Source organism: Halocynthiibacter styelae, assembly GCF_016123485.1.
GTDB lineage: Bacteria > Pseudomonadota > Alphaproteobacteria > Rhodobacterales > Rhodobacteraceae > Halocynthiibacter > Halocynthiibacter styelae.
Window position 1 is genome coordinate 135,895 of the sequence record NZ_JADCKQ010000004.1, and the last position, 20,153, is coordinate 156,047.

Below are 20,153 nucleotides of genomic sequence, written 5' to 3' on the forward strand. Positions count from 1 at the left end.
GGACTTGCAGCGTGCTGCCTTAGGGGAAGTGTCACCAGAAATCAGAAAACCGGAAACAGACATCTGGGCATTCTGTTTAGTCGCAGGCGCAACATTTCCCCATAGACAAACCCCTTCAACTATATGAACCTCCGCACCAGATTAACCTAAATGAGGCGCGCATGTTCCAGAGCTACGAAACCCGTTCAGAACCACAAAAAGGCCCGGCCCGTCTTAAGGCGTTGCGTGCGCAGATGGTGGCGGAAGATTTGCAGGGGTTCATGGTGCCGCGGGCGGACGTCCACCAGGGCGAGTATGTGGCAGAGCGTGATGCGCGATTGGGCTGGTTAACCGGGTTTCAGGGCTCTGCCGGGTTCTGTGTGGCTTTGGAAAACAGCGCAGGCGTTTTTATTGACGGTCGCTACACAGTTCAGGTGAAAAGCCAGGTTGATCTTGCGCATTTCACCCCCGTTGCCTGGCCGAAAAACCAGGCCGGGGACTGGTTGAATGAACATGCGCCCTCAGGCGCTGTGATCGGATTTGATCCCTGGCTGCACACGGTTGCGGATGTTGAAAGAACCGATGCCCTGCTTTCGAAAACCGGGCGGTCTCTGCGCCCCTGTCAGAACCTTGTGGATGCGATCTGGGAGGATCAGCCAGAAGCGCCGCGCGTGCCTGCCTTCGTCCATCCAGTTGAATTTGCAGGTGAAAGCCATGCCGAGAAACGCGCGCGCATGGCACAGGTCCTGCGGGATGCGGGTGAAGATCATGCTGTGATTACTCTGCCGGATTCAATCTGCTGGCTGCTGAACATCCGGGGGCATGATGTCGCCCATAACCCTGTGGTCCAAAGCCTGTTGATCCTGCATGCGGATGGGCGTGTTGATCTGTTCATTGACCCGGCAAAAACCGCAGACATTTCTGACCATCTGGGTGCAGACATCACCTGCCATCCGCAAGATGACTTTGCCCGGGCCCTGACACAACTTACAGGCACTGTGCGCGTAGATCCTGTGACGGCACCTTTTGCAGTGGCCTCCATCCTTCAGGCCGCAGGCTGTGAGATCTCCCGCAATCCAGATCCCTGCATCCTGCCCAAAGCTATCAAGAATGACACGGAACTTGCAGGCATGCGCGCCGCCCATCTGCGGGATGGCGCTGCCATGGCAGAGTTCCTGTGTTGGCTGCACGAAGCGGCCCCGAAGGGTGGGTTGAGCGAAGTTGCCGCCGCCCAGAAACTTGAAGGTTTCCGCCGGGCGACCAATGCGCTGTTTGACATCAGCTTTGAAACGATTTCCGCAACCGGCCCCCATGCGCCGATTTGTCATTACCGGGTGACCGAGGATACGAACCTGCCGATTGAGCAGGGCCAGCTTTTCCTGATCGACAGTGGCGGGCAATATAAAGATGGCACCACCGACATCACCCGTACAATTGCCGTGGGTGAAGTTGGCATGGATGAAAAACAATGTTTCACCCGTGTCCTTCAGGGGATGATTGCCCTGTCGCGTGCCCGCTGGCCGCGTGGTCTGTCTGGCCGCGACCTTGACCCGATTGCGCGTTATCCGATCTGGCTGGCCGGGCATGATTTTGATCATGGCACCGGGCATGGTGTTGGCGCGTTTCTGTCGGTCCATGAAGGGCCTGCACGGATCTCAAAGGTTTCCGACATCCCGCTTGAACCCGGTATGATCCTGTCAAATGAACCGGGCTATTACCGCGAAGGTGCGTTTGGCATTCGCATTGAAAACCTCGTCGCGGTTCAGACCGCAGGTGATCTGCCTGGTGCAGACGCGCGTGATATGCTCGATTTCGAAACTCTGGCTTACACACCAATTGATCGCAATCTGATTGTCACAGAGATGCTGTCAGGGGAGGAAAAGGCATGGCTGGACGCCTACCATGCGAAAACATTCGAACTTCTGGCGGATGCAGTCTCTGAAGCGACGCAAAACTGGCTACGTCAGGCTTGCGCGCCGCTGTAACGTCACACTGGCGTGAGCAGAAACATTTCTGTTACAAGCGCCACCTATATACGCCGCAGGATGGAGACACTTATGACCACAGAAATTACGATCTCTCCCGCAGGCAGCCTCTGCACTGTGCGGGCTGGCGGGGCAATTCTCGGGGAAAGCCGCGCGGCTCTGATCCTGCAGGAAGGTAATATGGACCCGGTGATCTATTTCCCGGCCGCCGACATCGCCACAGCATTCCTTGATGACAGTGACACCACCAGCCACTGCCCACATAAGGGCGATGCGCGTTACTATTCAATCCAGACCAAAAGCACTGTGATTGAAGATGCAGCCTGGAGCTATGAAACCCCGCATGAAAATGTGGCGGAGATTGCAGGACATATCGCCTTTTTCAGCAGCGAAAAAGTAACCGTAGAGAAACTGTAAACCTGTCAGAAGACAGCAGATCACACCGCATCCGGAACATACCGGGTGCGTTTTTTGTGTATTTTGCGCCGGAGAAAACCACGGCACCTGAATTTGCAATTCTCTGCCCGTACGGAAGATAGCCACAGTCAGGAATTCCACTTGAAATCTTATCCTTGCATGTCACTCTGACACTCATGAAACAGGATATTCTCATCGTTGGTGGCGGGGTCGCCGGACTGTCTGCCGCGGCCCACCTCGCGCCCTATGCTTCAGTCACTGTACTCGAGGCCGAAAGCGCCACAGGCTATCACACCTCTGGCCGGTCTGCGGCACTGTTTGAAGAGAAATACGGGCAGGAAACCACCATCGCCCTGAACAAGGCCAGCAAGGCGTTCCTGGAAAATCACGACGGCGGCTTTCTGTCGCCGCGCGGGTTTATGTTGCTTGGGTCACGCGATGATAATGTGGCTTTTGAAAACGACCTTAAGACCATGCAGTTGTCTGAAATCAGCGCTGAAGACGCCCTCGCCCGTGTTCCCATCCTGAACACAGATCACCTGACACGCTTCGCCCATGCGGATGACGCACAAGATATCGACACCGATCTGCTGATGCAGAGTTACACAAGGTTGATGCGCGATCATGGCGGGCAGATCGTCACCAATGCGCGGGTGGAAAGCATGTCGCACGTGGATGGCCGCTGGCAGGTGATTGCCGGTGGCAAAAGTTACGCTGCCGATGTGGTGGTGAATGCCGCCGGGGCCTGGGCCAGCCAGATCGCGCAAATGGCCGGGGCGCAGGATATTCTGATACAGCCCTACCGCCGCTCTGTCGCCCGCATTCCCGCGCCGGGTGGCCTGGATGTGTCATCCTGGCCCATGCTCTTTGGTCCTGGTGAAACCTGGTATGCGAAACCCGATGCAGGCGCGCTGATTATCTCGCCCGCGGATGAAGACCCGGTTGATCCCCATGACGCCTGGGCCGATGACATGACACTTGCGGAAGGCATCGCCAGCTATCAGGAAGTCGTCACCGAAGACGTCACCCGTGTGATTTCAAACTGGGCAGGCCTGCGCAGCTTTGCCCCGGATCGCAATCTGGTTCTTGGGTTTGACCGGCAGGCGCCCGGTTTCTTCTGGTGCGCTGGCCAGGGCGGCTATGGCATGCAAAGCTCACCCGCGACAGGGCAGCTGGTGGCCGATCTGATCACCGGACGGGCACCTGAAATCGACAACACCGTCATCACCCGGATTGCCCCCACCCGCTTCTGAGATAGCCAGACAGCCCGTCAGGGAATAACGCAATTCCCCGGCTTTTCAGATCTTCCGGCGCAAACCAGCGCGCGGTGCAGATCTGACCATTATCTTCGGAAAATTCGATCACGTCCTGATCCACAAAAGCGCCAGAGGGGAACTTTACATCTGAAATGAAAAGGATTTCATGCCCGGTTTGCCCTTCGTGTTCATAGATGTTTTCCAGAACCAAAGGCCCGCTTTGGATCACAACATCCACGTCAAGCTCTTCGCGGAACTCGCGGTGCAATGTCTCTTGCCAGGTTTCGCCGAATTCAACTGTGCCACCCAGGGGCCGCACGCCTTTCAAAGCACCTGAATCATCATGCACTTCTGCTGCCAAAAGCCCGCCTGCGCGCCAATGCAGCCCAAGCGCCTTCACCCTGATGTTCTGATGTGGTCGCCAGATGGCCATGGTGGGTCTCCGTTTTTTGCTTTCCGAACCGACGTTTAACCGATGTCATTCATTCCTTACAATTCTCCATTTGCCAAACCACTCAACACTACCTAAGGTTGTTTTGAGTGGTGTAAAAAGGTGACCGTTATGAAATTTAGTATCCCTACAGCTGGCGTCATCATCGCGATGATAATGTCACCGGTTTCCGCGCAGGCCGATACGCGGCTTGAGCAGTTCGAAGCCATTTCCGAAGCTTTAGGCACAATGATCCTTCAATCCATTTCCGATCAGATGCGCGCTGACCTGCCCCTGCCCGATCTGTCCTGGGATGACGATTTTCGCCTGGCAGGTGCCTGTATTCTGGATCAATGGCAAAACATTGGCGGGCCGGAACTTGTGGATGTGATGTTGCTGGAAACCGCAGCAGTCGCAAAGGCCGGGTTCACCAGCCGTACTGATCTGATGCATGCCCAACGCCGCATCGCAGAACTGACCCTGCCTGCGAAGATGCAATATCAGATTTCGGAAGATTGCGGCATGAATGCCCTGACGGAACAACGTGTGCGTGAAAGTGGTTTCCAGGACGCCATCACCGCCGCCGCCCGGGCGCAGGATATCTGACCACTGCCCGCGCGTCACTTGCCGGTTTCATCCCCCCCGCAATCAGGCAGAGCTTCCGGGGCCTACCATTTTGCTTCAAAAATCAGGCAGGTCACGCCATCCGTCTCGTCGTCCTGGTGCCAGCTTTGCGGGTAACACAGAATATTGCCACTGAGAGAGGTAAAGCCAGGCTGATGATAAAGAGACTGCTGCGCATGCACCGCTGTGGGCAGAACCACCACTGAAAAACAAATAGCAACAATGCAGTTGCGGGAAAGGTTTGAAAAATATTCTGTCATAAGAAATCTCAGAAAAGCCTGTTCTGCACAGAATACTGTAACGAAGCAGCCTGAATAACCGATGCAATCTCTCATGCTGTGACACAAATAAAGCCCCCGCATTTCTGCAGGGGCTTTGTTATTTTGTCTTCCGAAATATCCCGGTGGTGTGGGGGCTGCCCCCCACGCCAGCTTAGCCGGTCACACGGATGGTTTCATTCTTCGGATCATATGGGCTGTCCACAGTCACCTCTGCATCCCAGAGCTGATCGAACATTTTCACCTTCAGCTTTGTACCAGGCACGGCCTGTTCCGGTTTCACGTAGCCCATGCCGATGCTCTTTTCAAAGGCCACGGAATACCCGCCGGATGTCAGGCGACCCACACGTTCGCCATCAGGTGTATACAGAACCTCACGGCCCCATGGATCCGCATCAGACGGGCCATCAATCAGCAGGGTGCAGCATTTGAAACGCACACCGGTTTCCACCATCTTATCTTTCCCGTGGAAGTCTTTTTCCAGATCAATAAAGCGCGGCAGATCTGCTTCTGCAGGGGTTGCATCCCGGCCAAGTTCGGTCCCGAACGCGCGGTAAGATTTCTCCTGACGCAGCCAGTTCTGGGCGCGGGAACCAACCAGTTTCATGCCGTGTTTCTCACCCGCTTCCACCAGCAGATCCCAGAGATAGTTCTGCATCTCGATCGGGTGGTGCAGTTCCCAGCCAAGTTCACCGGTATATGCCACACGGATCGCATTCACCGGACACATGCCCAGTTCGATCTGACGGGCAGACAGCCATGGGAAACGCTTGTTGGACAGTGCAGTTTCCGGATCGGCATCTTTGATGACTTCCTTCAGCACATCGCGGGATTTTGGCCCGGCAATCGCCAGAACACCCCATTGTGTGGTGACGTCCTGAATTTCGATGTATCCGAATTCTTCCATCTTATCTTCCGCAGCTTTGCGCAGGAAGTCGGCGTCATATTCCGTCCAGGCACCGGCAGATACGAGGTAATAGTTATCCTCGCCATTGCGCACGATGGTGTATTCGGTGCGTGTGGTGCCTGCGGATGTCAGCGCATACGTCAGGTTGATGCGGCCGATTTTTGGCAGTTTGTTACAGGTGAACCAGTCAAGGAATTGGGTCGCACCCGGGCCCTTTACAACATGCTTGGTGAAGGCCGTTGCGTCGATCAGGCCAACGCCTTCACGGATCGCTTTGGCTTCATCTACAGCATGCTGCCACCAGCCGCCACGGCGGAAAGAACGTGCTTCTTCATCAAAGTTGGAAGGTGCATCAAGTGGGCCGTAATAGTTCGGACGTTCCCAGCCGTTGACCCAACCAAATTGCGCACCTTTTGCCGCCTGGCGATCAAACGCAGGGGAGGTCCGCAGCGGGCGACAGGCCGGGCGTTCTTCATCGGGGTGGTGCAGAATGTAAACATGCTCGTAGCATTCTTCGTTCTTACGCGCCGCAAATTCGGTGGTCATCCAGTTGGAGGAATACCGCTTCGGATCAAGGCTTGCCATGTCGATTTCAGCTTCGCCATCGACCATCATCTGGGCCAGGTAATAACCCGTGCCGCCAGCAGCGGTAATACCGAAGGAGAAACCTTCCGCCAGCCACATGTTGCGCAGACCAGGCGCCGGACCCACCAGCGGGTTGCCATCAGGGGTGTAGCAGATTGGGCCGTTGAAATCGTCTTTCAGGCCGCTTTCCGCACAGGATGGCACGCGTTCCGTCATCGCCATATATTGTTCTGCGATACGGTCCAGATCCAGCGGGAACAGATCCGCGCGGAAGCTGTCAGGCACGCCATATTCAAAACGCGCCGGTGCGCCGTGCTCGTAAATCCCCAGGATCCAGCCGCCGCGTTCTTCACGGGCATAGGATTCTTTATCCGCGTCACGCACAACAGGGTGTTCAGGGTTGCCGGCCTCACGCCATTTCACCAGCTCTGGATCTTTGTCCATCACGATGAATGTGTGTTCCACAGGGATCGCCGGCATTTTGATGCCCAACTGTTTCGCGGTGCGCTGTGCATGGTTTCCGGACGCCGTCACAACATGTTCTGCAGTGATCACGACCTTCTCGTCGCTTGGCACAAGGTTACCGCCCTGTTCCACCATCTTGGTGCAGGTCACTTCCCAGTGGGTGCCGTTCCAGTGGAACTCATCCGCCTGCATCTTACGCACGATATCAACACCGCGCTGACGGGCACCTTTGGCCATCGCCTGGGTCACGTCAGCCGGGTTAATGTAACCATCCTCGGTGTGATAAATCGCACCTTTCAGGTCTTCGGTTTCGATCAGCGGCCAGCGTTCTTTGATCTGATCAGGTGTCAGCCATTCATAATCCACATCGCAGGTTTCCGCGGTGGAGGCATAGAGCATATATTCATCCATACGCTCCTGGGTCTGCGCCATACGCAGGTTGCCTACCACAGCAAAACCCGCATTCAGGCCGGTTTCTTCTTCCAGCTGCTTGTAGAAATCCACGGAATATTTGTGGATGTGTGTTGTCGCATAGGACATGTTGAACAGCGGCAGCAGGCCAGCGGCGTGCCAGGTCGAGCCGGAAGTCAGCTCATCGCGTTCAATCAGCATCACATCATCCCAGCCCGCTTTGGCAAGGTGATAGGCAATGGAAGTCCCGATGGCACCGCCACCGACAACAAGGGCTTTGACCTGTGTTTTCATGGGTACGACTCTCTCTGTCAGAATGTTAGGCTTAATCTGCCCCGAAACGAAAGATCAGGGAAAGAGCCGCGCGACCCGATATCGCGCAAATGCGACGCTGTGGTGTCGGATATGATGGGTTCGGGGGAAGACGAGCCAATCCCTCCGTCATTTTTCACAACATCGGCAGACGTGACGACCGCGGGTGGTGCGGAACGCGCCGCACGTCAAACCGCAGGTTTGCCTCCGGCAAAACGGGGCGGTCGGCGCTTGGAGGTTTTGCAAACCTCCGCAAATTCGCAAACACACTCAAGAGTTGAGTATCCCAGCTAAGAGAGTTTATAAACCACTATGTATTCCAACTATTGAGTCACCAATGAAACAAAAGCTATTATCCATCATTTTGCTCTTCACAACATCCGCATGTATTATTTCTGAGCCTATTCACTATGCCTACCGCCCAGAAACAACAAATACTCAAAAGTCGCGAGACAGTCTTATGTGTGAAACAGAGGCGACACGCGCAGTTCCCAGCAATCAACAAATCGGAACCACACCTGTGTATCGTGCACCAGTCTACACTTCTCCGGTCACTACTACCTGCTCCGGCTATACATGCACATCGACCGGAGGACAAACTACGGGAGGTCAGATCTACGGGGGACAAGTCTACAGTTACGACGCGAATGCAGGCCTTCGACACGAATACTATCAGCAATGCATGATACAAAAAGGATATAGATTTGCATTGATCAATGAATGCACGGCAAATCAAACGCCTTCCGATCTTGATGTGTCAATGACCGATCTTGTCCGAGCGCCAGGCCAAAAATCCTGCATTGTCGGTATTTCCAACCGGATCGGTGTGCCAGTTCAAATAGATTGAAACTATCTCACCCCTCCATTCCTCGTTGCAGTTTCACCGGTTCCTGACGGGCAAGGCGGATGAGGTGGGCCATGAAGGGCTGGCTGGCGTCCTCGGATCTCACAGCCGCATACAGTCGCTTTGTCACGCCGTCCTGCGTCAGGGAACGGGTGATGTAATCAGGATTATAGCGCACTTCACGCAGGACCCAGTCAGGCAGCACCGCAACACCGCGCCCAGACGCCACCAGCAGAAGCATCATCGCAGTCAGTTCCACCTGACGCACACTTCGAGGTTCGACCTTCGCGGGCGTCAAAAGCCCGGTGAAGACGTCCAGCCGCGTGCGATCAACCGGATAGGTCAGCAGTGTTTCAGAACGGAAATCCTCAGCCTCGACAAATTCCTTTGCAGCCAGCGTGTGTGTGGCCGAGGCCACCATCAGAGGTTCATAATCAAAAAGCGGTTTGAATTCGACACCGGGCAGGTTCTCTGGATCAGATGAAATCACCAGATCCACATCCTCGCGGCCCAGCGCGGGCAGCGCGTCAAAAGCCAACCCTGGGCGGATATCCACATCCACATCAGGCCAGGCTTTGCGGAATTCTTCCAGCACCGGCAGCAGCCATTCAAAACAGGCGTGGCATTCAATCGCGATATGCAGCCGCCCGTGACGCCCCGCGTGCAGCCCCATGAATTCCTCTTCCGTTGCGGCAATTTCGGGCAGGATCTTTTCCGCCAGACGCAACAGCCGGAACCCGGCAGAAGACAGGCGTAACGGTTTCGTGCGGCGAACGAAAAGCTCCACCCCGACCTGATCTTCAAGCCCTTTGATCTGATGCGACAGCGCGCTTTGGGTGATGTTCATCACGCCAGCCGCACGGGCTAGGCCCCCGGCCTCATGGATGGCTTTGATCGTGCGCAGATGGCGAAGCTCGATATGCAATTCAAGTGATCCTCATATTGATCTTTAGAATTATGAAATTGATTCACCGTAACCCGGCTGCGATGCAGGGAACAAGCCGCAACAAGGACAGATGTGATGACACGCCCGAATATTTCTTTTGAATTCTTTCCACCCAAATCCCTCGCAGCCTCTTTCCGGCTCTGGGACACGGTGCAGGCACTGGCCCCCCTCGCCCCGGGTTTTGTGTCTGTCACTTACGGCGCCGGCGGCACCACACGCCAGCTGACCCATGAAGCGGTGACAACCATCGGCAAATCAACAGGGTTGAATGTGGCGGCACATCTGACCTGCGTTGATGCCAGCCGGGACGAGACCCTGGAGATTGCGCAGACCTATGCTGCAGCCGGAGTGAAAGAAATCGTCGCACTGCGCGGGGATACGCCCGGTGCTGGTGTCTTTGAAGCGCGCCCGGACGGGTTTGGCAGTTCCGTTGAGCTGATTGAAGGCCTGACACAGGCCGGTGATTTCAACATCCGCGTCGGGGCCTATCCCGAAGCCCACCCGGAAAGCACAGACATGGCGCAGAACATCGCCTGGCTGAAACGCAAATTTGAAGCTGGTGCGACAAGCGCGATCACACAGTTTTTCTTTGAGCCTGAAACATTCTTCCGCTTCCGCGATGCCTGTCAGGCCGCAGGGATCGACGGAGATCGTATCATCCCCGGCGTTCTGCCGATTGAAAACTGGAAAGGCACACGGAAATTTGCAGAGCGGTGCGGCACCTCAATCCCCGCGGATATAGCCCAGGCTTATGACAATGCCGCACGCGACGATTGCCACGATCTTCTGGCGCTCGCACAGTGTAGCGAACTGTGTTCCGACCTGCTGGATGGTGGCGTGAATGATCTGCATTTCTACACGCTCAACACCCCGGATCTGACCCGCGATTGCTGCCGCGCCCTGGGGATTGAACCGGAACTGAAGCTGGAAAAAGTCGCCTGACCTGACCGCGCGCGCAAAAATTCTGCGACGTTTCAATTCACGCCCAGGCAAGCGGTTCCGGCAGATCAAAAGGTGCGAAATCCAGGCGCAACACCCGGCGCCGCGCCGGAATCTCTGCGGGGGATGATCCATGCAGGGTCAACATCTTCAGAACCAACACATCCCCGGCCCGCGCCTCCATCACCTGCGGTTTATGTTGCGGTGCAACAGCCTCTGCCTCCCCCGCCGGAATTTTCCCAAGGTGATGTGTGCCCGGTGCAATCTGCATCGCACCATTTTCCGCCAGATTGTCATCCAGATGCAGACGCACGAATAACATCTGCTGCAAAAGATCCTCCGGCGGCTCCACATGCCAGGTGCCGCCCTTGCGCGACCAGTTCGTATATCCCGCCATATCCGCGCGCCCCGCAACAGAAATCACCCGGTCCTGATGCCAGGGCACACCCCAGTTGGCGGCGGGTGATTTGTCAAAAGACACAAGCCGCACCAGTTGCATCCCGGGCCAGATCTGCTGCAGGTTTTCCATGACCCCGCAGGCCTGCACAGCCCGTGCCAGATCGCCATCCAGCACCTCACGCGCACCGGGCTTCCCCGCAAGCTTCGCAGCTTTGCACAGCCGCGCCACATCATCTGGCGCAACCATGCCACGCAGCATAAGCCAGCCCCTGCGATCAAACTCTGCCCTGCCCTGATCTGTCATCTCAACTTTCCTGTGACCTCGGCCACACCATGCCAGCCGCGCGCGCAGCGCGCCACCCCCAACGCTTTTATGACAGCTTTGCTGTTGTCAAAGCGTTGGGAACCACCCCTTGCGCCGCAGCGTCACACTTGCTTGCTATGTTCGCGCATGGCCTCTTCCAGACAAACAGACAGGACAGACCATGCCCCCATTCATCGCCCCATCCCCCGCTGAAATGCCAACACCTGACGATCTGATGACGCGATCCGGGCTGGCGTTCATGCAGGATATTCTCGCAGGGAAACTCTCTGGCCCACCCATCGGGCAGACCATGGGGTTTCATCTGCATGCGGTGGAAAACGGGCGAGTGGTCTTCCGTGGCACTCCGGAATTCAACGTCACCAATCCGATGTCCACAGTGCATGGCGGCTGGTATGGGACGATCCTTGACAGCTGCATGGCTTGTGCGGTGATGACGAAGGTTCCGAAAGGGTCCATCTACACCACCCTGGAATATAAGATAAATATCAACCGGGGCATCCCGCCGGGCACCGAAGTCGAAGCCATTGGCGAAGTCCAGCACGCCGGCCGTTCCACCGGAATTTCACGTGGAGAATTGCGCGGTGTTAAAGACGGCAAACTCTATGCCACGGGCTCCACCACCTGCATCATCATGAAAGCCTGAATTTATTCGCCCGGGGTCAGGGTCTTGCCATGCTCCGGCGGCAAGACATCCCGGATGCGTGGCCCGTCAGAGGTGCGCACCTCTGATGTTTCCCCCAGAATCTGCTCCGCCAGATCCGCCCTCAGAATGCGTGCGGCAGGCTTATGGCCTACAACTGTGTCATGCAGAACCTCTGACACATCCCGCCCGACCAGACGGCGACGACGGTTCAGAAACAGCATCCCCCAGCCCCGGCAAGACCCCACCGCAGGCGCATCTGCGTCACGCGGAAATCGACTACGCCAGCCCTCAGGAAACTGCAGGCCCAGCGCCTCTGCCCGGTCCAGCACCCAGATCAGCGGAATATTGGACAAGCCCCGGCTGTCTTCACGCCCGCCAAGCTGCCCGCCAATATCGCCATGCGCGCCCTTAAACCACATCTGTTCCACATTGCCCTGCCAGTCCCCCGGCGTATCCCAAAGCACCGGCGCAAAGGCCTGCCGCGTTTCATCCAGCGCCAGCGCCTGATAGCCATGCCGCACCGATGCCCCCAGCGTGTGGTTGTGGAACTCATAAGCATCCGGCACAAAACGCCAGATCAGCGGCGCCCGAAAGCCCAGCGCTTTCACTGTATCCCAGACACCAATCATCTCAATTTCAGCGGGCTTCTCATGGCAATGCAGCCGGGCAAATGTCTTTGCCATCTCAGACCCGGGCGAACATTCGTAGTGGCGATAGGCCTGGCGGATATTACGCTCTGTCGCTTCTGACGCACGCAAAAGACCAATCCGGTCAATCACGCCCGCAAGCGAACGCACAGCAAAAGCCCCGCGCGAATAGCCAAACAGAAAGATCTTGTCGCCAGGCCGGTATTTTGATGCAAGATGCCCGTAAGCCGCCCGGATCTGTCGGTTAATCCCCCGGCCCCGGATCACATCCGGCGTATCACGCCAGGATTTCCACTGCACACCCGCGCCGTAAAACAGGGTCATGTCACTGGCAGGTGCCCGTTCCTGCATCAGTTTATAAGTGATCGCAGCATTGGTATGACATTCAGGGTGCAGCGATGACATCGTGCCATCAAGGATCACCACGTGATTGACCGCGCCCCGCCTTGCAACCGCAGGCGCTTCACTGCGCCAGGCGGAAGGGCGGAACCAATCTGATATGTGGCGCAACAGGCGCATCTGCGATCCAATCATCCTTTTCATCTCAGGCCAGCATACCTTTATTATATCAGTATTGCACAGGTCATAATCCATAAACGATCCCGTGATCACGCCTGCCCCGATCTCTGGCAGCCTGCCACAACAGAGTTAACAAAAGCCACTCTCGTCTGACGCGCCGACAGGCGCGCTACAGGCCCGGCAAGGCCACCGCACCCCATTGCCCTTTGCGCGCCCCTGCTTTAGACCGGGCAAAACGGAATTCAGTGACAGCGGGATGGCCTGATATGGCGATGGAAAAGAACTTTGACGCGGGCAAACGCGAAGCAGAAATCTACGCGAAATGGGAAGCGGACGGCGCTTTCAAAGCGGGCGCAAACAAACGCGACGGTGCCGATCCTTACACCATCATGATCCCGCCACCCAATGTGACCGGTGCGCTGCACATGGGTCACGCTTTCAACAACACCTTGCAGGATATCCTGATCCGCTGGAAACGTATGCAGGGCTTTGATGTTCTCTGGCAACCCGGCACCGACCACGCGGGTATCGCAACCCAGATGGTGACAGAACGTGAAATGGCCGAGAACGGCGAACCTTCCCGCCGCGAAATGGGCCGCGAGAAGTTCCTTGATCGCGTCTGGCAGCAGAAAGTCAAATCCCGCGGAAATATCATTGGTCAGCTGAAACGCCTTGGTGCATCCGCCGACTGGTCCCGCGAAGCCTTCACCATGGGCGGCGCTAAAGGCGATCCCGACCTTGGCAAGGGCGCGCCGAATTTCCATGACGCCGTGATCAAAGTCTTTGTTGAGATGTATAACAAGGGTCTGATCTATCGTGGCAAACGTCTGGTCAACTGGGACCCGCACTTTGAGACCGCGATTTCTGACCTTGAGGTCGAGAACATCGAGACCCCCGGTCACATGTGGCACTTTAAGTACCCGCTGGCTGACGGTGTCACTTATACCTACATCGAGAAAGACGAAGACGGGAATATCACGCTGCAAGAAGAGCGCGATTACATCTCCATCGCCACCACCCGCCCGGAAACCATGCTGGGTGACGGCGCGGTTGCGGTGCATCCAAGCGATGAACGTTACGCGCCGCTGATCGGCAAACTTTGCGAAATTCCAGTTGGCCCGAAAGAACACCGCCGCCTGATCCCGATCATCACCGATGAATACCCGGATAAGGATTTTGGATCAGGTGCGGTGAAAATCACCGGCGCGCATGACTTTAACGATTTTCAGGTTGCCAAACGCGGCGGTATTCCGATGTATCGCCTGATGGACACCAAAGGTGCGATGCGCGCGGATGGTGCCCCTTACGGAGAAGAAAGCGCAAAGGCCCAGGCTTTCGCAAAGGGTGCCGAATTCACCGAAAATTCCGTGGACGCCATCAACCTTGTGCCGGAAGAGCTGCGCGGCATGGATCGTTTTGACGCGCGTAAGGCTGTGGTTGATCAGATCACGTCTGAGGGCCTTGCCGTGATGCATGAGGTCACCCGTGAAGAAAAGAATGAAGACGGTGAAAAGGTTCAGATCACTGAAACCGTCGCCTATGTCGAAAACAAACCCATCATGCAACCCTTTGGCGATCGTTCGAAAGTGGTGATTGAACCGATGTTCACCGATCAGTGGTTTGTGGACGCAAAAGAAATCGTTGGCCCGGCGCTGGATTCCGTGCGCAATGGTGACGTGAAGATCATCCCCGAAAGCGGTGAAAAAGTCTTCTACCACTGGCTGGACAATATCGAGCCATGGTGCATCTCCCGCCAACTCTGGTGGGGCCACCAAATCCCGGTTTGGTTCGGCCCCAAAGTGGATGATCATGGCAAACTTTCGCCACAAGATCGCAAAGAATTCTGTGCTTCTAACGAAAATGAAGCAATTGCTCTTGCCCAAGAATACTATCGCGGTCACTTTGGAGAGCAGGTAAAGATTTTTGCAGCTGCAGATCCCGATGACGCGATTTCGCGCCTGCAGGCAAAAGCAGGCCGGAACCCAGCGGCTTCAGGCTCTTCATGGGGCTTTGGAGATGACGGAACCATACTCGACGTCGATATCGTACGCGACCCCGACGTGCTCGACACCTGGTTCTCCTCTGGCCTCTGGCCCATTGGCACCCTTGGCTGGCCCGAAGACACCCCGGAATATAACACATATTTCCCGACCTCCACGCTGATCACCGGGCAGGATATCCTGTTCTTTTGGGTGGCGCGCATGATGATGATGCAGCAGGCTGTTGTCGGCCAGAACCCGTTTGATACGGTCTATCTGCACGGGCTTGTCCGCGATTCCAAAGGCAAGAAGATGTCGAAATCTGTCGGCAATGTCATTGATCCGCTGGAACTGATCGATGAATACGGCGCGGATGCCTTGCGCTTTGCCTCCGCTGCGATGGCCTCCCTTGGCGGCACGTTGAAGCTGGATACCGCCCGCATCCAGGGCTATCGCAACTTCGGCACGAAACTGTGGAACTCGGTCTCATTCGCGCTGACCCACGTGGAAGCCTACGCCGATTACACCCCATCTGCGACCCCGCCCAAAGCCACCGCTGCCCTGAACAAATGGATCATCGGTGAAGTCGCGAAAGTCCAGGCCGAGGTGAATGAAGCCTTTGACAGCTTCCGCTTCAACGACGCCGCCCAGGCGCTGTATGCTTTCACACGCGGGAAACTGTGCGACTGGTATATCGAATTCTCAAAGCCCCTGCTTGGCGGCGATGACGCAGCCCTGATCGCGGAAACCAAAGCAACACTGGCCTGGACCATTGATCAGGCGCTGATCATGCTGCACCCGATCATGCCGTTCATCACGGAAGAGCTGTGGGGGCTGACTGCGGAACGCGCGAAACCCGTGATCCACGCCGACTGGCCGGAACTTTCCGCAGACCTCGTGGATGCGGACGCTGACCGCGAAATGAACTGGGTGATTGCCCTGATCGACGGTATCCGTTCTGCCCGTGCGCAGATGCGTGTGCCGGCGGGCCTGAAGATCCCTGTGATCCTGCAAAGCCTTGACGATAAAGGCCGCACGGCGCTGGCGAACAATGAGGTGATGATCAAAAAGCTCGCGCGCATCGACAGCATCACTGAAATGGCTGATCTGCCGAAAGGCGCAAGCCCTGTGCCTGTAGAAGGCGGCACATTTGCCCTGCCGCTGGCGGATGTCATTGATGTGGACGCAGAAATTGCGCGCCTTGAAAAAGGTATGCAGAAACTTGCGAAGGAACTGGGCGGTCTGCGTGGCCGCCTGAAGAACCCGAAATTCGCGGACAGCGCCCCTGCCGAAGTTGTGGCCGAAACCCGCGAAAACCTGGCCCTGCGGGAAGAAGAAGAAGCGACCATCAACGCCGCCCTCACCCGCCTCAGAGAAATCGGTTAACACCCTTAAAAACGCCCGACCTCACCGCCGGGCGTTTTCATTTCTGCATCAATACACAAGACGTTCAACCGCGCGCATAGATCCCATGGCTTTGTCATAGACCAGCGTCAGAATGCGTTTACCACCTGTGCGCGCGGCGATCTGAGGCACGACTCGCGCGGTACCTGCCGCCGCTGCGGTCACCAAAAATCCACGTCTCGTTAATTTCATGCCTCACCCATTGCGTTGTTGAGAATGATTCTCATCTAATCACGATTTGCACATTTTCAACCCTTGCCCCAAATGCGCCCACAGGGTTATCTGACGATATGACTGACACAACCGATCCCCGCCTCACCCCGCTTGCCGCCACCCTGCCCGCCTCTGTGCCTTTTGTCGGCCCCGAAGCGCAGGAACGCATACGAGGCGTAGCCTTTGACGCCCGGCTGGGTGCGAATGAGCTGGGCTTTGGCCCCTCGCCCAAAGCGATTGCCGCGATGCAGGCTGAGACCGCAGAGATCTGGAAATACGCTGATCCCGAAAGCCACGATCTGCGCCAGGCCCTAGCCACACATCACGGGATCTCCCCGGACAACATCATGATCGGTGAAGGCATTGACGGGCTTTTGGGCTATCTGGTCCGGCTGTTCATAAATGCAGGTGATGCGGTCGTGACGTCAGAGGGCGCATATCCCACCTTCAACTATCATGTCGCAGGCTTTGGCGGTGTGTTGCACAAAGTGCCCTATAAGGGTGATAATGAAGACCCGCTGGCGCTGATCGAAAAGGCCCGTGAAGTCGGCGCCAAGCTGATTTACATCGCCAACCCGGACAACCCGATGGGCACATGGCATTCCGCCGCGACCATTCAGCAGATGATCGGCAATGTGCCCGAAGGCGCGCTGCTTGTACTGGACGAAGCCTATGTGGAGTTTGCACCGGAAGGCACAGCCCCTGCCATTGACACTACAGATGCGCGTGTCATCCGCTTCCGCACCTTTTCAAAAGCTTACGGTATGGCAGGCGCGCGCGTGGGCTATGGGATTTCCACCCCGGAAGTCATTTCCGCCTTCAACAAAATCCGCAATCATTTCGGTATGAACCGCGCTGCTCAGGCCGGGGCGCTGGCAGCTCTAAACGACCAGCCCCACCTGGCGCAGACCCTGAAACAGGTTGCAGAGGCCCGCACCCGTATCGGTGAAATCGCGGCAGAGAACGGGCTGACCGCCCTGCCTTCTGCCACAAATTTCGTCGCGATTGATTGTGGGCGTGACGGGGCTTTTGCCGCCCGTATTGTGTCCGAACTTGGCAAAGCAGGCATCTTCATTCGCATGCCCTTTTCCGATCCTCAGAACCGCTGCATCCGGGTTTCTGCCGGGCCTGAAACCGAACTGGATCTATTTGCCAAAGCTCTGCCCGCAGCCCTGAAAGCCGCCAGGGTTTAAATCGTCAGAACCACGGATCCCGCGCGCGCGCCACTTGTAATCAGATCATGGGCGCGGGCACAGTCTTCCAGCGGCATGACCTCTGCAATCCGCAGATCCAGCACCTTGCGATCAAGCAGATCCGTCAGGTTCGCAATCGCCGCCTGACGTTCCGTCGCGGCCAGCAGATAGACCAGCACCAGATCAATGTTCACCGCCTTGAACATTAAGGGATAAAAGGGCATCACCGGGGCCATATCAAGGGCCGACCCAAAGGCCGCGATTGTACCGCGTTCCGCGATGATCTGTGCATTGGTATCCGCGTTTTTGCCGAACTCGACCTCAACAATCCGGTCAATCAGCGCACCATTTGTCGCAGCCAGAATCTGTTCTGCCAGATCAGGCACGCTGTAATCAAACACCTCTGCCCCAAGGGCTTTCAGATCTGCATGGGCCGCCGGGCGGGCCGTGGTCAGCACCCGCGCACCGGATGCTTTTGCCGCCTGCACCGCAATCCGCCCGACTGTGCCCGCGCCACCGCTGATCAACACGGTCTTGCCCGCAACTGATCCTCCGCCCAGTACCGCATGCACCGCTGTCAGGCCCGGGATGCCCAGAATTGCGCCTTCCTCAAAGCTGACATGGTCCGGCAGTTCCACCGCCTGTTCTGCGGGCAGGGTGATATAATCCGCCGCCGTGCCAAAAGCGCGCTGCCACTGACCATTCCAGACCCAGACACGCTGACCGATACGCGCCGCATCCACACCTTCGCCCACAGCCTCAACCACGCCTGCCCCGTCGCTGTGCGGGATAATCTGTGGAAACGGCGGCTTTGTCACACCGGGGCGTCCACCGGCACGGGCACGAATGTCTGATGGGTTCACGCCAGAGGTTTTCAGACGCACCAGAACCTCGCCCGGAGCCACAGTCGGCACAGGCAGATCAGTCAGGGTCAGAACCTCAGATGCCGGTCCGAAACGATCATAAGTGATGGCGCGCATGTTATCCTCCTGCGTTTTGTCAGGAGGATAGAATGCACGGGCAGATTCGCAATCTTAATTACCTGCAAAAGCCTCACAGGGATCAGGACGGGCGACAGCCTCTGTGATCTCCCAGCTATCAAACTGCGCTTCGACCCCTTCACCTGCCTCAAGTTCGTACTGACCAAAACTATACTGTGTCACTGCGGAGTCGGCCTGCGTCAGAACATAAGGCGCGCCGTGATCCATCCGGGCATGACCATTGCCGGTGATCACCACAACCGGCCCACCAGTTTCGGTGAAGGCCTGATGGGCCGCACGGGCCAGGCTTGCATCCCGCAGACGCTGAAAATCAACCATCATGCCCATCATTTCCATCGGCATCGCATCACAATGGACCGCAAACTGCGCCTCTTCCCGGGCCTGTTGTTGCGTTTCCGGCAAAGGCTGATCCAGGCCATATTCCCTAGCATCTGGCCCAAAGACCACCGCTGCACCTTCTGACATCACGCGCGAGGCTTCTTCACGCAGAACGGCAGCCCCATAAATCCGGGCCTCTGGCGCAACCTGAAACAACAGACCATACATGGCAAAATCCGGCCAGCCTGTGTTTTCCCAATCCAGCGCAGACTCAAGCGCCGTCAGATCCAGACGCGAAGCATCCGACGCAAGCGCGGCCTGCTCAGGTGTCAGCATTTCAAAGACAATCGCTGCAGGCTGCAATACCGCCATCAGAACCACCTGACGGGCGTGGTGATGCGGATTGTCGTGAATTTCCCCCAGAAAAACCACATCCGCCCCTGCCATACCCTGCGGCAGGTCTTCAGCCCATGTTGCCGTGGCCGCGAAGGCGAGAGCAGTAGAAAGCAAAAAATGTTTCATCGCGACCTCAAATATCTGACTTTAATAATCAGATATTTTACTCACTACAGAATGTAAACAAAGTATGTTCTCTTAAAAGTCGACAAAAAATCTGTCCCTCAACAACGCAAGGACAAAGAGAAACACATGAGCCATATCCTGATCGGGGTTTCTGAAGCCACTCAGCGTCTTACTGAGATGATAACAGGTGCACATATCACCGGGTTTGAAACCGGTGATATGTGGACCTTGAAGTTGGGCAATACCTATCGCATCGCCTTCCATACAATGTCTTCTACGAAAGAAGACCTCATCAATCAGGCTCTGCGAAATGTAGATCAAGAAATGCTTGAATGTACCGACCCGGAAGAGGTCAGCTGGGCGACGCTCCTTGCTTCTGTCACACGCCAGACAGTTCTCAAAGCCTCCATTGAAAACGATGCCAGTCTGACGTTGCACTTCGAACATGGGGTGACAATCACAATCAGATCCGACACCCACGTCGTTGACTGGCAATGGTGCATCACAAAATACGCCGCCGATCCTTATGCAGAGGAAGCAGAGCTGGCGTGTTTTACCGGATCTGAAATTTCCGCCCGGAATTTTACATAGGCCCTCATCACAACCAGCAGA

The 20,153-nt window shown here is 56.5% G+C and carries 18 protein-coding genes; 9 read left to right on the forward strand and 9 right to left on the reverse strand.

Features of this window, described 5'->3' with window-relative positions; translation table 11 throughout:
* Nucleotides 1-161 precede the first annotated feature (161 nt).
* The 3 genes from H1D41_RS06865 (at nt 162) to H1D41_RS06875 (ending at nt 3,634) form a co-directional block, all read left to right on the forward strand.
* Nucleotides 162-1,964: an aminopeptidase P family protein gene (locus H1D41_RS06865; protein WP_228848196.1), complete on the forward strand. Its 1,803-nt coding sequence runs from the start codon at nt 162-164 to the stop codon at nt 1,962-1,964.
* 72 nt (nt 1,965-2,036) lie between these two features.
* The gene (locus tag H1D41_RS06870; protein ID WP_228848197.1) at nt 2,037-2,381 is read left to right on the forward strand and encodes a DUF427 domain-containing protein; all 345 of its coding nucleotides are present in this window, start codon (nt 2,037-2,039) and stop codon (nt 2,379-2,381) included.
* 176 nt (nt 2,382-2,557) lie between these two features.
* Complete coding sequence (locus H1D41_RS06875) at nt 2,558-3,634, forward strand: NAD(P)/FAD-dependent oxidoreductase (protein WP_228848198.1); 1,077 nt, start codon at nt 2,558-2,560, stop codon at nt 3,632-3,634.
* Here the strand turns inward: H1D41_RS06875 and H1D41_RS06880 are convergent.
* A complete protein-coding gene (locus H1D41_RS06880; protein ID WP_228848199.1) occupies nt 3,606-4,070 on the reverse strand; it encodes an NUDIX hydrolase in 465 nt (154 codons plus the stop codon). The two genes, H1D41_RS06875 and H1D41_RS06880, sit on opposite strands and share 29 nt — an antisense overlap.
* Before the next feature lie 129 nt (nt 4,071-4,199).
* Between H1D41_RS06880 and H1D41_RS06885 the strand changes: the two genes are divergently transcribed.
* A complete protein-coding gene (locus H1D41_RS06885) occupies nt 4,200-4,673 on the forward strand; it encodes a hypothetical protein (RefSeq protein ID WP_228848200.1) in 474 nt (157 codons plus the stop codon).
* 62 nt (nt 4,674-4,735) lie between these two features.
* On the opposite strand, the gene H1D41_RS06890 is transcribed toward H1D41_RS06885, so the two are convergent.
* The 3 genes from H1D41_RS06890 to H1D41_RS06900 form a co-directional block, all read right to left on the reverse strand.
* Entirely contained in the window at nt 4,736-4,951 is a 216-nt protein-coding gene (locus H1D41_RS06890; protein ID WP_228848201.1) for a hypothetical protein, read from the reverse strand.
* A gap of 172 nt (nt 4,952-5,123) precedes the next feature.
* A complete protein-coding gene (locus H1D41_RS06895) occupies nt 5,124-7,631 on the reverse strand; it encodes a GcvT family protein (protein ID WP_228848202.1) in 2,508 nt (835 codons plus the stop codon).
* Nucleotides 7,632-8,503: 872 nt separating this feature from the next.
* Nucleotides 8,504-9,418 carry a LysR family transcriptional regulator gene (locus tag H1D41_RS06900; protein ID WP_228848203.1) on the reverse strand — a complete coding sequence of 305 codons (915 nt, stop codon included), beginning with the start codon at nt 9,416-9,418 and terminating at the stop codon, nt 8,504-8,506.
* Nucleotides 9,419-9,514: 96 nt separating this feature from the next.
* Between H1D41_RS06900 and H1D41_RS06905 the strand changes: the two genes are divergently transcribed.
* Entirely contained in the window at nt 9,515-10,381 is an 867-nt protein-coding gene (locus H1D41_RS06905; protein ID WP_228848204.1) for a methylenetetrahydrofolate reductase, read from the forward strand.
* Between the two features lie 37 nt (nt 10,382-10,418).
* On the opposite strand, the gene H1D41_RS06910 is transcribed toward H1D41_RS06905, so the two are convergent.
* Nucleotides 10,419-11,081: a phytanoyl-CoA dioxygenase family protein gene (locus H1D41_RS06910; protein ID WP_228848205.1), complete on the reverse strand. Its 663-nt coding sequence runs from the start codon at nt 11,079-11,081 to the stop codon at nt 10,419-10,421.
* 181 nt (nt 11,082-11,262) lie between these two features.
* Between H1D41_RS06910 and H1D41_RS06915 the strand changes: the two genes are divergently transcribed.
* Complete coding sequence (locus H1D41_RS06915) at nt 11,263-11,745, forward strand: PaaI family thioesterase (RefSeq protein WP_228848206.1); 483 nt, start codon at nt 11,263-11,265, stop codon at nt 11,743-11,745.
* 2 nt (nt 11,746-11,747) lie between these two features.
* On the opposite strand, the gene H1D41_RS06920 is transcribed toward H1D41_RS06915, so the two are convergent.
* Nucleotides 11,748-12,935: a DUF2235 domain-containing protein gene (locus tag H1D41_RS06920; protein ID WP_394355394.1), complete on the reverse strand. Its 1,188-nt coding sequence runs from the start codon at nt 12,933-12,935 to the stop codon at nt 11,748-11,750.
* Between the two features lie 242 nt (nt 12,936-13,177).
* Here H1D41_RS06920 and H1D41_RS06925 point away from each other — a divergent pair, with 242 nt between their 5' ends.
* Complete coding sequence (locus H1D41_RS06925) at nt 13,178-16,276, forward strand: valine--tRNA ligase (RefSeq protein ID WP_228848207.1); 3,099 nt, start codon at nt 13,178-13,180, stop codon at nt 16,274-16,276.
* A 48-nt stretch (nt 16,277-16,324) separates the two neighbouring features.
* Here the strand turns inward: H1D41_RS06925 and H1D41_RS06930 are convergent, their stop codons facing one another.
* Entirely contained in the window at nt 16,325-16,486 is a 162-nt protein-coding gene (locus tag H1D41_RS06930) for a twin-arginine translocation signal domain-containing protein (protein ID WP_228848208.1), read from the reverse strand.
* Between the two features lie 98 nt (nt 16,487-16,584).
* Between H1D41_RS06930 and H1D41_RS06935 the strand changes: the two genes are divergently transcribed.
* The gene (locus H1D41_RS06935) at nt 16,585-17,700 is read left to right on the forward strand and encodes a pyridoxal phosphate-dependent aminotransferase (protein ID WP_228848209.1); all 1,116 of its coding nucleotides are present in this window, start codon (nt 16,585-16,587) and stop codon (nt 17,698-17,700) included.
* Here H1D41_RS06935 and H1D41_RS06940 read toward each other — a convergent pair.
* Nucleotides 17,697-18,680: an NADPH:quinone reductase gene (locus H1D41_RS06940; RefSeq protein WP_228848210.1), complete on the reverse strand. Its 984-nt coding sequence runs from the start codon at nt 18,678-18,680 to the stop codon at nt 17,697-17,699. The genes H1D41_RS06935 and H1D41_RS06940 overlap by 4 nt on opposite strands.
* 54 nt (nt 18,681-18,734) lie before the next feature.
* Complete coding sequence (locus H1D41_RS06945) at nt 18,735-19,541, reverse strand: ChaN family lipoprotein (RefSeq protein ID WP_228848211.1); 807 nt, start codon at nt 19,539-19,541, stop codon at nt 18,735-18,737.
* 126 nt (nt 19,542-19,667) lie between these two features.
* Here H1D41_RS06945 and H1D41_RS06950 point away from each other — a divergent pair, with 126 nt between their 5' ends.
* A complete protein-coding gene (locus H1D41_RS06950; protein WP_228848212.1) occupies nt 19,668-20,132 on the forward strand; it encodes a DUF6188 family protein in 465 nt (154 codons plus the stop codon).
* The last annotated feature ends 21 nt before the right edge of the window (nt 20,133-20,153 follow it).

Excerpts from the sequence above, each read along its gene's own strand:
- H1D41_RS06890 (WP_228848201.1), bottom strand. The coding sequence starts at position 4,951 with ATGACAGAATATTTTTCAAACCTTTCCCGCAACTGCATTGTTGCTATT.
- H1D41_RS06870 (WP_228848197.1), top strand. The coding sequence starts at position 2,037 with ATGACCACAGAAATTACGATCTCTCCCGCAGGCAGCCTCTGCACTGTG.
- H1D41_RS06925 (WP_228848207.1), top strand. The coding sequence starts at position 13,178 with ATGGCGATGGAAAAGAACTTTGACGCGGGCAAACGCGAAGCAGAAATC.
- H1D41_RS06935 (WP_228848209.1), top strand. The coding sequence starts at position 16,585 with ATGACTGACACAACCGATCCCCGCCTCACCCCGCTTGCCGCCACCCTG.
- H1D41_RS06865 (WP_228848196.1), top strand. The coding sequence starts at position 162 with ATGTTCCAGAGCTACGAAACCCGTTCAGAACCACAAAAAGGCCCGGCC.
- H1D41_RS06875 (WP_228848198.1), top strand. The coding sequence starts at position 2,558 with ATGAAACAGGATATTCTCATCGTTGGTGGCGGGGTCGCCGGACTGTCT.
- H1D41_RS06950 (WP_228848212.1), top strand. The coding sequence starts at position 19,668 with ATGAGCCATATCCTGATCGGGGTTTCTGAAGCCACTCAGCGTCTTACT.
- H1D41_RS06880 (WP_228848199.1), bottom strand. The coding sequence starts at position 4,070 with ATGGCCATCTGGCGACCACATCAGAACATCAGGGTGAAGGCGCTTGGG.
- H1D41_RS06905 (WP_228848204.1), top strand. The coding sequence starts at position 9,515 with ATGACACGCCCGAATATTTCTTTTGAATTCTTTCCACCCAAATCCCTC.
- H1D41_RS06945 (WP_228848211.1), bottom strand. The coding sequence starts at position 19,541 with ATGAAACATTTTTTGCTTTCTACTGCTCTCGCCTTCGCGGCCACGGCA.
- H1D41_RS06910 (WP_228848205.1), bottom strand. The coding sequence starts at position 11,081 with ATGACAGATCAGGGCAGGGCAGAGTTTGATCGCAGGGGCTGGCTTATG.
- H1D41_RS06940 (WP_228848210.1), bottom strand. The coding sequence starts at position 18,680 with ATGCGCGCCATCACTTATGATCGTTTCGGACCGGCATCTGAGGTTCTG.
- H1D41_RS06885 (WP_228848200.1), top strand. The coding sequence starts at position 4,200 with ATGAAATTTAGTATCCCTACAGCTGGCGTCATCATCGCGATGATAATG.
- H1D41_RS06895 (WP_228848202.1), bottom strand. The coding sequence starts at position 7,631 with ATGAAAACACAGGTCAAAGCCCTTGTTGTCGGTGGCGGTGCCATCGGG.
- H1D41_RS06920 (WP_394355394.1), bottom strand. The coding sequence starts at position 12,935 with ATGAAAAGGATGATTGGATCGCAGATGCGCCTGTTGCGCCACATATCA.
- H1D41_RS06915 (WP_228848206.1), top strand. The coding sequence starts at position 11,263 with ATGCCCCCATTCATCGCCCCATCCCCCGCTGAAATGCCAACACCTGAC.
- H1D41_RS06930 (WP_228848208.1), bottom strand. The coding sequence starts at position 16,486 with ATGAAATTAACGAGACGTGGATTTTTGGTGACCGCAGCGGCGGCAGGT.